Below are 12,711 nucleotides of genomic sequence, written 5' to 3' on the forward strand. Positions count from 1 at the left end.
CTGCGGCCCTTATTAGTCAGAGCGCTTTGGCAAAGCGTGGAGACTTATTTGTCGCCCAGCTGTTCCGACATGGTATTACCCGGATTCGGCGTACGCGGTTCATCAACCGGACGCGGCGCCGTCGGGGTGCCATTGTTGCCAGAGTTATTAGAAGAACCCGGTTCTTCCCAACCCGCCGGCGGACGAACATCGCGACGAGCCATCAGGTCGTCAATCTGCGGCGCATCGATGGTCTCATATTTCATGAGCGCATCTTTCATCGCGTGCAGAATATCCATGTTGTCGTTCAGCAACTGGCGAGCACGACCATAGTTACGCTCAATCAGCGATTTCACTTCCTGGTCGATGATACGCGCGGTTTCATCAGACATATGCTTCGCTTTCGCGACGCTACGGCCGAGGAACACTTCGCCCTCTTCTTCGGCATACAGCAGCGGACCGAGTTTGTCAGAGAAGCCCCACTGGGTAACCATGTTACGCGCCAGGTTAGTCGCAACTTTAATATCGTTGGACGCGCCGGTAGAAACATGTTCAGCACCGTAGATAATTTCTTCCGCCAGACGACCGCCGTACAGGGTGGAGATCTGACTTTCCAGTTTCTGACGGCTGGCGCTGATAGCATCGCCTTCCGGCAGGAAGAAGGTCACACCCAGCGCACGGCCGCGCGGGATAATCGTCACTTTGTGTACCGGATCGTGCTCAGGTACCAGACGGCCGATAATCGCGTGGCCCGCTTCGTGGTACGCGGTCGATTCTTTCTGCGCTTCCGTCATCACCATGGAGCGACGTTCCGCACCCATCATGATTTTGTCTTTCGCTTTTTCGAACTCAACCATTGAGACGACGCGTTTGTTACCACGGGCAGCAAACAGGGCAGCTTCGTTCACCAGGTTCGCGAGGTCAGCACCGGAGAAGCCAGGAGTACCACGAGCAATAATTGCCGCGTCGATATCCGGCGCCAGCGGTACGCGACGCATGTGAACTTTAAGGATCTGCTCACGACCACGAACATCCGGCAGACCAACGACAACCTGACGGTCGAAACGGCCAGGACGCAGCAGTGCCGGGTCCAGAACGTCCGGACGGTTAGTCGCGGCGATAACGATGATACCTTCGTTACCTTCGAAGCCGTCCATCTCAACCAGCATCTGGTTCAGGGTCTGCTCACGCTCATCGTGACCACCGCCAAGACCGGCGCCACGCTGGCGACCGACGGCGTCGATTTCATCGATGAAGATGATGCAAGGCGCAGCTTTCTTAGCTTGTTCGAACATGTCGCGTACGCGAGACGCGCCGACACCCACAAACATTTCTACGAAGTCAGAACCGGAAATAGTAAAGAACGGCACTTTTGCTTCGCCGGCGATAGCTTTCGCCAGCAGCGTTTTACCGGTACCCGGAGGGCCGACCATCAGGACGCCTTTCGGGATTTTACCGCCCAGCTTCTGGAAACGGCTCGGTTCGCGCAGATATTCAACCAGCTCGCCTACTTCCTCTTTCGCTTCGTCGCAACCGGCAACGTCAGCAAAGGTGGTTTTGATCTGGTCTTCGGTCAGCATTCGGGCCTTGCTCTTGCCGAAGGACATCGCGCCCTTTCCGCCGCCGCCCTGCATCTGACGCATAAAGAATATCCAGACGCCGATCAGCAGCAGCATCGGGAACCAGGAAATGAAGATGGAAGCCAGCAGGCTTGGTTCTTCCGGCGGTTCGCCAACTACTTTGACGTTTTTAGTCAACAGGTTGTCGAGCAGCTTCGGATCGTTAACCGGAATGTAAGTCGTGTAACGGTTACTATCTTTCTTGGTAACGTTGATCTCACGTCCGTTGATACGCGCTTCGCGAACCTGGTCCTGATTGACCTCTTGCAGGAAGGTAGAATAATCCACCTTGCGGCCATTCGACTCGCTGGGCCCAAAGCTCTGGAATACTGACATCAGCACAACGGCAATGACCAGCCAGAGTATTAGGTTTTTCGCCATGTCACTCAAGGGATTAACCTCTTATTACAACTGTGTTAAAAACAGCGTCAGGATACTCTATATCCAGCGTCTTTCAAACTTTCGTTTGAAATCTACCGGTTATGGTTTACGCCCGGTCGCTACAATATACACTTCACGCGAACGAGCGCGGGAAGAGTCCGGCTTACGAACTTTGACCTTCGTAAACAGGGAGCGAATTTCTCTAAGATACTCATCGAAGCCTTCGCCCTGGAACACCTTCACAACAAAACTACCACCTGGCGCTAATACATCACGAGACATTTCAAGCGCCAGTTCTACCAGATACATAGCCCGGGGAATATCCACCGCCGGTGTTCCGCACATATTCGGCGCCATATCGGACATGACAACTTGTACTTTACTGTCGCCTACTCGCTCAAGTAACGCTTTCAGGACTAATTCATCACGAAAGTCGCCCTGAAGGAAGTCCACACCGACGATTGGATCCATTGGTAAAAGATCGCAAGCGATGATGCGGCCGCTGTTTCCGATCTGCGTAACCGCGTATTGCGACCAGCCACCGGGTGCAGCGCCGAGATCGACTATCGTCATCCCCGGCTTAAAAATCTTGTCACTTTGCTGTATTTCATCAAGTTTAAACCAGGCACGGGAACGTAACCCCTTTTTCTGTGCCTGTTGAACATATTTATCGCTAAAGTGTTCCTGAAGCCAGCGGCTTGAGCTGGCAGAACGCTTTTTACCTGTCATTTAACATTCCCATTCGGGTTCATCGTACTTTACTGCGTAAAAATCGACGCGGTAGTTTGGCGATATATGGGAGATGGCGGTAGAATGACCCGTTTTCAATCCCAACGTAAGCAAAAAAATACGATGAATCTGAGTACTAAACAAAAACAGCACCTGAAAGGTCTGGCACATCCGCTCAAGCCGGTAGTTATGCTTGGCAATAATGGTTTGACCGAAGGGGTACTGGCCGAGATCGAACAAGCGTTAGGGCACCATGAGCTCATCAAGGTGAAGATCGCCTCAGAAGATCGCGAAACTAAAGCCTTGATCGTGGAAGCCATCGTGCGTGAAACCGGCGCCTGTAACGTACAGGTCATCGGTAAAACGCTGGTTCTGTACCGCCCAACGCCAGAGCGTAAAATCTCGCTGCCACGCTAAGAATATCCTGAATCCCGACACAACATTGTGTAAAACGAGGGATTTCTGTGGCCAGGCGAGCAAAATGCCATGCTCCTGACGTTGATAAAAGGCCGCTATGCGGCCTTTTTCCTTTCTTTACAATCTATAAACATCGTAGCGGGAAATACGCCTTACAGGTACTCAACCTTGGTAATTTCGTATTCCACTTCACCACCCGGGGTACGGATAGTGACGACGTCATCCTGCTCTTTGCCAATCAGACCGCGGGCGATCGGTGAATTCACAGAGATGAGATTCTGTTTAAAATCCGCTTCGTCATCGCCCACGATACGGTAAGTCTGCTCTTCGTCGTTATCCAGGTTCAGCACGCTGACCGTGGAGCCGAAAATCACGCGGCCATTATTCGGCATCTTAGTGATATCGATAACCTGCGCATTCGACAGTTTTGCTTCGATATCCTTGATACGACCTTCGCAGAAGCCCTGCTGTTCGCGGGCAGCGTGGTATTCCGCGTTCTCTTTCAGATCGCCGTGCTCACGCGCCTCGGCGATAGCAGCAATAATCTCTGGACGACGTACGGACTTCAGGAAATCCAGTTCTTCGCGCAGTTTCTCTGCGCCACGTAAGGTCATCGGAATAGCTTGCATTTGTTATACCTCTTTATCATTCCTTCATGGAACGGACGGAGTCGTTCCGCCATCGGTCACGTCTTAGCCATGGCCGAAGCAAAAAGAAAACCGACCCGGGAAACACTCCCCAGGTCAGCAGCAATTTTCAATTTGATACGCATTTTACCCTGAAGTTCACTATGGGTCATCGTTTACTTTACAGGGTGATGCACCGTAGTATGACGGCTTGGTTTCAGGTTGTTAGCGCGAGATTATGCGATTTCCCAGATTTATCATCGGATTGACTGCCGGTATAGCGCTTAGCGCTCAGGCCGCGAATATTGACGAGTACATCAGTCAGCTTCCTGCTGGCGCGAACCTTGCCTTCATGGCACAGAAGGTTGGCTCCCCGACGCCGGAGATAGACTTCCACAGCCAACAGATGGCGCTGCCTGCCAGTACCCAGAAGGTGATCACCGCGCTGGCGGCGTTGCTGCAGCTGGGGCCGGACTTCCGCTTCACCACGACGCTGGAAACCAAAGGCTCGCTTGACGGCGGTGTGCTGAAAGGCGACCTGATTGCCCGCTTCGGCGGCGATCCGACGCTAAAGCGTCAGGATATCCGCAACATGGTGGCGTCGCTGAAAAAAGCCGGCATACAGCGCATTGAAGGCAATGTGCTTATCGATACCTCGGTTTTCGCTAGCCACGATAAGGCCCCCGGCTGGCCATGGAATGACATGACGCAGTGCTTCAGCGCCCCGCCAGCGGCAGCGATTGTTGATCGTAACTGTTTCTCCGTCTCACTCTATAGCGCGCAGAAACCCGGCGATTTGGCCTTTATCCGCGTGGCCTCTTACTATCCGGTCACCATGTTCAGCCAGGTGCGGACGCTCGCCCGCGGCTCCGCAGAGGCGCAGTATTGCGAGCTGGACGTCGTACCGGGCGATCTCAACCGCTACACCCTCACCGGCTGCCTGCCGCAGCGCAGCGAGCCGCTGCCGCTGGCGTTCGCCATTCAGGACGGCGCAGGCTATGCAGGCGCGATCCTGAAAGCCGAGCTCACCGATGCGGGTATCACCTACAGCGGCACTCTCTTGCGCCAGACCCTGGCTAACGATCCGGGCACCGTGCTGGCGACGACCCAATCGGCGCCGTTGCACGATCTTCTACGCATCATGTTGAAGAAATCCGACAACATGATTGCCGATACGGTGTTTCGTACTATCGGCCACGCGCGAATGGGCGTGCCGGGAACCTGGCGCGCCGGTTCCGACGCGGTGCGGCAAATTCTGCGCCAGCAGGCGGGTATTGACCTCGGTAACACGATTATCGCCGATGGCTCAGGCCTGTCCCGGCACAATCTTATCGCGCCGGCGACCATGATGCAGGTATTGCAGTACATCGCTCAGCACGATAACGAGCTCAACTTTATCTCGATGTTGCCGCTTGCCGGACACGATGGTTCGCTGCAGTATCGCGCCGGTCTTCATCAGGCGGGCGTTGACGGTAAGGTTTCGGCGAAGACCGGTTCGCTGCAGGGGGTATATAACCTGGCAGGTTTCATTACCACCGCCAGCGGGCAAAAGATGGCCTTCGTGCAGTATCTCTCCGGCTATGCGGTGCCGCCGGGCGACCAGCGCAACCGCCGCATACCATTGGTGCGCTTCGAAAGTCGACTGTATAAAGATTTGTACCAGAACAACTAAAACAAAAGGGCCGCATCAGATGATGCGGCCCTTTTTACTCAGAATTAACGTTTGTAGATGAATTCGACGCCTTCTTCGTCGTCTTCGTCCCAGTCGTCATCCCAGTCTTCGTCATCTTCTTCCAGTTCGGCTTCTTCAAGCTGCTGACGGTGATAGTCGTCCCACATGAACTCGACTTTCTCCGGCTTCTGCTCTTCTTCCGCCTGCACGATTGGATTTTCGATGATAAAGGTCATCACGTCCCAGCACAGGTCTTTAACGCCCTGCTGGCTGGCCGCGGAGATCAGATAGAACTTATCTTCCCAACCCAGCGCTTCGGCGATGGCCTTCGCTTTGGCTTCAGCCTCCGCTTTGTCCATCAGGTCAATCTTGTTGAAGACCAGCCAGCGCGGTTTAGAGGCCAGCTTCTCGCTGTATTTCTCCAGTTCGCCGATGATAATGCGCGCGTTTTCTACCGGATCGGAACCGTCGATAGGCTCGATGTCGATAAGGTGCAGCAGCACGCGGCAGCGCTCGAGGTGCTTAAGGAAGCGAATACCAAGGCCAGCGCCTTCCGCTGCGCCCTCAATCAGCCCCGGAATATCGGCGACCACAAAGCTCTTCTCGTTGTCCATACGCACCACGCCCAGGCTCGGTACCAGGGTGGTAAATGGATAGTCGGCCACTTTCGGCTTCGCCGCGGAGACCGCGCGAATGAAGGTGGATTTACCGGCATTCGGCATCCCCAGCATCCCCACGTCGGCCAGCAGCATCAGCTCGAGCTGCAGATCGCGCTTATCGCCCGGCGTACCCATGGTTTTCTGACGCGGAGTACGGTTAACGGATGATTTGAAGCGCGTGTTGCCCAGACCATGCCAGCCGCCTTTCGCAACCATTAAACGCTGACCGTGCTTGGTCATATCGCCCATGGTCTCGCCGGTTCCCTGGTCGATGACGCGGGTCCCTACAGGCACTTTCACCGTGACATCTTTACCGCGTTTACCGGTACAGTCGCGGCTCTGACCGTTCTGTCCGCGTTCTGCGCGGAAAGATTTTTCGAATCGATAGTCGATCAGGGTGTTGAGGTTCTCGTCCGCTTCCAGCCAAACGTCGCCGCCGTCACCGCCATCGCCGCCGTCCGGGCCGCCTCGCGGAATATATTTTTCGCGGCGGAAGCTAACGCAACCATTGCCGCCGTCACCTGCTACGACCAGGATCGTTGCTTCATCTACAAACTTCATTTTACTCTCCGTAAATCATTCGCCTGAGCGGGGCAGCGGTACAACCGCTTCTCGCTTGCGCCAGCGTCCCCAAAGACGATGGCCAATGGCGGAATACATCGCGCCCGCAACCACGACAAACGCACCGAGATAACCAATCAGGTTTAACATCGGTCTGGCGAAAACATCGGGCCAGGCCATTGATAATAAATCAGAAAACAGTAGCGTAAACAGTGGCGTTAAGGTAATTAACGCGCTGACCTGCGCCGCCTGCCAGCGCGCCATGGCTTCCGCCAGCGCCCCGTAGCCGACCAGGGTATTCAGCCCGCAAAAAATCAGGCAAGCCAGTTGCCAGTCGCTCAGTTGGGAGATAACCCCCGGTTTAGCGAGTGGCAGTAAAGCAATCGTACATAAAGTGTACAGCAAAAATAGTATCTGCTGTGATGCCAGGCGCCGCAATAACACCTTTTGCGCGACCCCGTAGCTTACCCACACCGTTGCCGCTGCGACACCAAAAATTACCCCCCACGTGTAGTCCGTGAGACGGGTAAAGATTTCAATCAGGCTGGTGTTGAAGAACATCACCAGCCCGCTGAGCAACATCAGCGCCCCTACAACCTGGGTACCACGCATGCGCTCTTTCAGAATCACAACGCTTGCCACCATCATACCGACCGGTGATAACTGGCCGATGACCTGGGAGGCCGTTGGACTGAGATATTGCAAGGAAGAGCTGAACAGAATGAAGTTACCGAACAGACCGCCGGTAGCAATCGCTAATAAAACCAACCAGCGCGGCTTGCGAAAAATACGCAGCGGCGGCAGCTTGCCTTTGATGGCGAGGATCGCGCCAAGACCAATACTGGCCATCAAAAAGCGATAAAAGACCACCGTTGGCGGCTCCATCACTTCGAGAACCTGCTTCATTGCAATTGGCAGAGCTCCCCAACACATCGCGGTGGTTAGCGCCAAAAGAATGCCTATGCCGGCCTGCTGCTTCATGATGCCCGTTTTCCCTGCAGAAATTTTTCCGGGATTCTAATGTAAAAAGCCCCGCAACGTGTTGCGGGGCTTTCATCCGTCACCAGGACGCGAAAAACTTATTCAGCAACGATGCTGATGAATTTACGGTTTTTCGGGCCTTTAACTTCGAACTTGACTTTACCGTCAGTCAAAGCGAACAGAGTGTGGTCACGGCCGCAACCAACGTTGGTGCCAGCGTGGAATTTGGTACCACGTTGACGAACGATGATGCTACCTGCCAGAACTGCTTCACCGCCGAAACGTTTTACGCCCAGACGTTTAGCTTCTGAATCGCGACCGTTACGAGTCGAGCCGCCAGCCTTTTTATGTGCCATTTAAATCTACTCCCTCAAGTCTTAGGCGCTGATGCCAGTGATTTTCACATCAGTGAACCACTGACGGTGGCCTGCTTGCTTACGATAGTGTTTACGACGACGAAACTTAACGATTTTAACTTTCTCGCCACGACCGTGAGCAACAACTTCAGCTTTGATTACGCCGCCCTCAACGAAAGGAACGCCGATCTTGATTTCTTCACCGTTTGCGATCATCAGAACTTCAGCGAACTCAACAGCTTCGCCAGTTGCGATGTCCAGCTTTTCCAGGCGAACGGTCTGACCTTCGCTTACTCGGTGTTGTTTACCACCACTTTGGAAAACCGCGTACATATAAAACTCCGCTTCCGCGCACCTCTTCGTGTGATTCAGAGTGCGCTATAAATATTCACAATAGGGCGCGAATATTACGCAAAACGCGACCCTTTGACAAGAGCGATCATCGATCAACGCAGAAAAAAAACACAACTTTCACGCTAACGTTTATCTGCGCTGATTTTTCAGTACAATCATATCTTCTTTTAATTCTATCTTAATCCTTCTGTGATCCCACCTGGATTCGCGGTAACAGGACATTTGGCCCGGCTTTTGCGATGAATTTAGAAAAAATCAATGAGTTAACCGCGCAGGATATGGCGGGTGTCAATGCGGCAATCCTCGAGCAGCTCAACTCAGATGTACAGCTTATCAATCAGTTAGGCTACTACATCGTCAGCGGAGGCGGTAAACGTATTCGTCCGATGATCGCCGTGCTTGCAGCGCGTGCGGTCGGCTATCAGGGGAATGCGCACGTCAACATTGCCGCACTGATCGAATTTATTCATACCGCGACCCTGCTGCATGACGACGTCGTCGACGAGTCCGATATGCGCCGCGGCAAGGCGACGGCCAATGCCGCGTTCGGTAACGCCGCCAGCGTACTGGTGGGCGACTTTATCTACACTCGCGCCTTCCAGATGATGACTCGCCTCGGTTCGCTGAAGGTGCTGGAGGTGATGTCGGAAGCCGTAAACGTTATCGCCGAAGGTGAAGTCCTGCAGTTGATGAACGTCAACGACCCGGATATCACAGAAGAGAACTATATGCGGGTCATCTACAGTAAGACCGCCCGTCTGTTTGAAGCCGCTTCGCAGTGTTCCGGCATCCTGGCTGGCTGCAGCGCGGAAGAAGAACAGGCGCTGCAGGATTATGGTCGTTACCTCGGCACCGCGTTCCAGCTGATTGACGATCTGCTGGATTACAGTTCCGATGGCGAACGCCTTGGCAAAAACGTCGGTGATGACCTGAACGAAGGCAAACCAACGCTGCCGCTACTGCACGCGATGCATCACGGTACCCCGGATCAGGCGGCGATGATTCGCGGCGCTATCGAGCAGGGTAACGGGCGCCATCTGCTTGACGCCGTACTTGAAACCATGGCGGCCTGCGGTTCGCTGGAGTGGACGCAGAAACGTGCGGAAGAAGAAGCCGATAAAGCTATCGCCGCGCTGCAGGTTCTGCCGGATACGCCGTGGCGCGAGGCGCTCATCGGCCTTGCCCATATCGCCGTTCAGCGCGACCACTAATCCCCCCCCTTTCTCCCGCGCGCATTGCGCGGGAGAGTTCCAATAAAATCCAATATCCTTCAAATAACGCCAGAAACCTTAATATATTCTGAATATACAGGAACGATAATGGAACTTGTTAAAACCATATAAGAACCAGGGTATAGTATTTCAGCCGTCCGTATTGACGCGCAGACAGTTATCACCGGGAGAATTTATGGATAAGTTCATCGACTGGCATTCAGCGGATATCATTGCCGGCCTTCGCAAAAAGGGGACATCGCTCGCAGCTGAGTCGCGACGTCACGGTTTAAGCTCTTCTACGCTTGCCAACGCACTAACCCGTCCGTGGCCAAAGGGCGAATTGATTATTGCTAACGCGCTGGGAACCGATCCGTGGGTTATTTGGCCATCGCGTTATCACGATCCCATTACCCATCAGTTCATCGACAGAACGCAGATGATGCGTCAGAAGAGAAATAAGACCTAAGGTGAGGGAGAGCTCGATAACAGCCCCCGGACGGACGTCAGAGGGCTGCTACCGAAGCGGGACTACTCGCCCTTGACGCGTTCGATATTCGCGCCCAGAGCCTGCAGTTTATCTTCGATGCGCTCATAGCCGCGATCGATGTGATAGATACGGTCGACGATGGTCGTCCCTTCCGCAATACAACCCGCCAGTACCAGGCTTGCGGATGCACGCAGGTCGGTCGCCATGACCTGTGCGCCGGACAGCTTCGCGACACCATGGCAAATCGCGGTATTGCTCTCGATTTCCGCGTGCGCGCCCATACGGATCAGTTCCGGAATGTGCATGAAGCGGTTTTCGAAGATGGTTTCGGTGATAACGCCAGTCCCTTCAGCCACCAGGTTCAGCAAGGTGAACTGCGCCTGCATGTCGGTTGGGAAACCCGGGTGCGGCGCGGTACGCACGTTGACCGCTTTCGGACGGTTGCCGTGCATATCGAGGCTAATCCAGTCTTCACCGACTTCAATATCCGCGCCAGCTTCGCGCAGCTTCGCCAGCACCGCATCCAGGGTATCCGGCTGCGCATGGCGGCACATAATTTTACCGCCGGAGATCGCCGCGGCAACCAGGAAGGTACCGGTTTCGATACGGTCCGGCAGCACGCGATAAACGCCGCCGCCGAGACGCGCGACGCCTTCGATGGTGATACGGTCGCTGCCCTGGCCTTTGATTTTCGCGCCCAGCGCGTTGAGGAAGTTGGCGGTATCGACGATTTCCGGCTCGCGCGCGGCGTTTTCGATAACCGTGGTGCCTTCAGCCAGCGTCGCCGCGCTCATGATAGTCACGGTCGCCCCTACGCTCACCTTATCCATCACAATATGCGCGCCTTTCAGACGCCCATTGACTGATGCCTTCACATAGCCTTCTTCCAGTTTGATTTCCGCGCCCAGCTGTTCCAGACCGGTAATGTGCAGGTCGACCGGACGCGCGCCGATAGCGCAGCCGCCCGGCAGAGAAACCTGACCCTGACCGAAACGCGCCACCAGCGGCCCCAGCGCCCAGATGGAAGCGCGCATGGTTTTCACTAAATCGTACGGAGCACAGAAAACATTTACCGGACCGGCATCGATCCATACGGAACCATTGCGCTCGACCTTCGCGCCCAGCTGGCTCAGCAGCTTCATGGTGGTATCGATATCTTTCAGCTTCGGTACATTCTGGATTTCAATCGGCTCTTCGGCTAACAGCGCGGCAAAGAGGATTGGCAGGGCAGCGTTTTTAGCGCCGGAAATGGTGACCTCGCCCTGCAGGCGAGTCGGCCCCTGAACACGGAATTTATCCATTGATTCTGTTCTCGGTTAAAAATTCATCAACGCTGTAGGGAACATCCCTACAGCTTAAAAGCCATTAAGTTTGCGATCGCGCGCCCATTCTTGCGGGGTAAACGCTTTGATCGACAGCGCATGAATGCGATTGTCGGCAATATATTCCATCAGCGGCGCGTAGATAGCCTGCTGTTTTTTTACCCGGCTCATGCCGTCAAACATCTCACCCACAGCGATAACCTGAAAGTGGCTGCCATCGCCAGAGACGTGGACTTCCTGAAGGGAGAGTGCGTTCATCAGCACGGTCTGAATTTCATGATTTTCCATGGGATCACATTTTTCTGAGTGTGAAAACAGCCCAACATCTTAGAGGAAAGTGGCGCTGTCTTAAACAAGCAAAAAGCCCCATCGAACAGATTGATAGGGCTTTCAGAATAGCTTCAGCATTAACCTACTGAAAAATTTACGGGATCATGTCTGCCGGAAGGTTGTAAAGACTCACCAGCGTTTGCAGGTTTTCGCTTTTTCCTACCACTTGCGCCGTTTTGCCCTGCCGGCGTACCAGCGCGACAAAATGAACCAGCAACGCCACTCCGGCGCTATCGACCCGCGAAACGTCGCTGAGGTCGATAGTGGATACGCCGTCGGTGGCCTGCGCGCGGGCATTCCACAGCGGCAGTATAAATTCCTGATCCAGTTCGCCGCGCAACGCCAGGCGTTCACCGTCGCGGTTCCAGCTCAGTTGCTCGCTCATTATTTTTTCTGTTCCAGAGTGATAGGCTGGGCAGAAATAGCTTTCAGCTGCGCGGTCAGACCGTCAACGCCTTTCGTACGCAGCAGATCGCTCCACTCGTTTTGTTTGGTAGTGATCATGCTGACGCCTTCGGCGATCATGTCATAAGCCTGCCAGTTGCCGGTCTGGGTATTTTTACGCCATTGGAAGTCCAGGCGTACCGGAGGACGGCCATTCGGGTCGAGGATGGTGACGCGAATCGGAACGATGGTTGCGCTGCCCAGCGGCTGCTCAGGCGCAATTTGATAAGTCTGCCCGTGATACATCGCCAGCGCCTGACCGTAAGCCTGTTTCAGATATTCGCGGAAGGCGGCGAAGTAGGCTTCACGCTGTGCAGGCGTCGCCTCTTTGTAGTAACGGCCCAGCACCAGCGCGCCGGCGTATTTCACCTGCACGTAAGGCAGCAGTTCCTGATCGACGATATCACGCAGATAGTTTGGGTTCGCTTTGATCTTCGGCTGTTCGTTCTTCAGACGATCGAAGGTCTTCTGCGCCGCCTCGTCCATCAGCTTATACGGGTTAGTTTGATCCGCGGCATGCGCGGCGGTCAGTGGAGCAATCACCAGCATGGCGACCATGAGTAAGCGTTTAAACATATCT

At 54.5% G+C, this 12,711-nt stretch carries 15 protein-coding genes; 4 read left to right on the plus strand and 11 right to left on the minus strand.

Annotated elements, in window-relative coordinates:
• Positions 1-44: 44 nt before the first annotated feature.
• Together ftsH and rlmE are read right to left on the minus strand one after the other, a co-directional pair.
• Positions 45-1,979, minus strand: coding sequence for an ATP-dependent zinc metalloprotease FtsH (gene ftsH, locus PGS10_RS08320; protein ID WP_015369514.1), 1,935 nt, complete (start codon positions 1,977-1,979; stop codon positions 45-47).
• Between the two features lie 99 nt (positions 1,980-2,078).
• A complete protein-coding gene (gene rlmE, locus PGS10_RS08325) occupies positions 2,079-2,708 on the minus strand; it encodes a 23S rRNA (uridine(2552)-2'-O)-methyltransferase RlmE (RefSeq protein WP_008806638.1) in 630 nt (209 codons plus the stop codon).
• A gap of 123 nt (positions 2,709-2,831) precedes the next feature.
• Between rlmE and yhbY the strand changes: the two genes are divergently transcribed.
• On the plus strand, positions 2,832-3,125 hold the full coding sequence (gene yhbY / locus PGS10_RS08330) for a ribosome assembly RNA-binding protein YhbY (protein ID WP_002918374.1): 294 nt from the start codon (positions 2,832-2,834) through the stop codon (positions 3,123-3,125).
• 152 nt (positions 3,126-3,277) lie between these two features.
• Here the strand turns inward: yhbY and greA are convergent, their stop codons facing one another.
• Entirely contained in the window at positions 3,278-3,754 is a 477-nt protein-coding gene (gene greA / locus PGS10_RS08335) for a transcription elongation factor GreA (RefSeq protein WP_045394952.1), read from the minus strand.
• 235 nt (positions 3,755-3,989) lie between these two features.
• Here greA and dacB point away from each other — a divergent pair, with 235 nt between their 5' ends.
• Positions 3,990-5,423: a serine-type D-Ala-D-Ala carboxypeptidase gene (gene dacB, locus PGS10_RS08340; RefSeq protein ID WP_316422714.1), complete on the plus strand. Its 1,434-nt coding sequence runs from the start codon at positions 3,990-3,992 to the stop codon at positions 5,421-5,423.
• A gap of 44 nt (positions 5,424-5,467) precedes the next feature.
• Here the strand turns inward: dacB and cgtA are convergent, their stop codons facing one another.
• The 4 genes from cgtA to rplU all read right to left on the minus strand — a co-directional run bounded on the left by cgtA (position 5,468) and on the right by rplU (position 8,313).
• Entirely contained in the window at positions 5,468-6,643 is a 1,176-nt protein-coding gene (gene cgtA, locus PGS10_RS08345) for an Obg family GTPase CgtA (RefSeq protein ID WP_045377966.1), read from the minus strand.
• Positions 6,644-6,658: 15 nt separating this feature from the next.
• Complete coding sequence (locus PGS10_RS08350; RefSeq protein ID WP_015369509.1) at positions 6,659-7,624, minus strand: DMT family transporter; 966 nt, start codon at positions 7,622-7,624, stop codon at positions 6,659-6,661.
• Positions 7,625-7,722: 98 nt separating this feature from the next.
• Entirely contained in the window at positions 7,723-7,980 is a 258-nt protein-coding gene (gene rpmA / locus PGS10_RS08355) for a 50S ribosomal protein L27 (protein ID WP_002434222.1), read from the minus strand.
• Between the two features lie 21 nt (positions 7,981-8,001).
• Entirely contained in the window at positions 8,002-8,313 is a 312-nt protein-coding gene (gene rplU / locus PGS10_RS08360) for a 50S ribosomal protein L21 (RefSeq protein ID WP_015703604.1), read from the minus strand.
• A gap of 260 nt (positions 8,314-8,573) precedes the next feature.
• On the opposite strand from rplU, the gene ispB reads away from it, so the two are divergent.
• The gene (gene ispB / locus PGS10_RS08365; protein ID WP_045394958.1) at positions 8,574-9,545 is read left to right on the plus strand and encodes an octaprenyl diphosphate synthase; all 972 of its coding nucleotides are present in this window, start codon (positions 8,574-8,576) and stop codon (positions 9,543-9,545) included.
• Positions 9,546-9,741: 196 nt separating this feature from the next.
• On the plus strand, positions 9,742-10,014 hold the full coding sequence (sfsB, locus tag PGS10_RS08370) for a DNA-binding transcriptional regulator SfsB (RefSeq protein WP_015369506.1): 273 nt from the start codon (positions 9,742-9,744) through the stop codon (positions 10,012-10,014).
• A 62-nt stretch (positions 10,015-10,076) separates the two neighbouring features.
• Here the strand turns inward: sfsB and murA are convergent, their stop codons facing one another.
• The 4 genes from murA to mlaC all read right to left on the minus strand — a co-directional run bounded on the left by murA (position 10,077) and on the right by mlaC (position 12,707).
• A complete protein-coding gene (gene murA / locus PGS10_RS08375) occupies positions 10,077-11,336 on the minus strand; it encodes a UDP-N-acetylglucosamine 1-carboxyvinyltransferase (protein ID WP_045394960.1) in 1,260 nt (419 codons plus the stop codon).
• A gap of 54 nt (positions 11,337-11,390) precedes the next feature.
• Entirely contained in the window at positions 11,391-11,645 is a 255-nt protein-coding gene (gene ibaG / locus PGS10_RS08380; protein WP_015369504.1) for a BolA family iron metabolism protein IbaG, read from the minus strand.
• A gap of 136 nt (positions 11,646-11,781) precedes the next feature.
• Positions 11,782-12,072, minus strand: coding sequence for a lipid asymmetry maintenance protein MlaB (mlaB, locus tag PGS10_RS08385; RefSeq protein WP_015369503.1), 291 nt, complete (start codon positions 12,070-12,072; stop codon positions 11,782-11,784).
• Positions 12,072-12,707: a phospholipid-binding protein MlaC gene (gene mlaC, locus PGS10_RS08390; RefSeq protein ID WP_045394964.1), complete on the minus strand. Its 636-nt coding sequence runs from the start codon at positions 12,705-12,707 to the stop codon at positions 12,072-12,074. Before mlaC ends, mlaB begins: the two co-directional genes overlap by 1 nt.
• Positions 12,708-12,711 lie beyond the last annotated feature (4 nt).

It is taken from the genome of Klebsiella sp. 141153, assembly GCF_032601995.1.
Lineage (GTDB): Bacteria > Pseudomonadota > Gammaproteobacteria > Enterobacterales > Enterobacteriaceae > Klebsiella > Klebsiella aerogenes.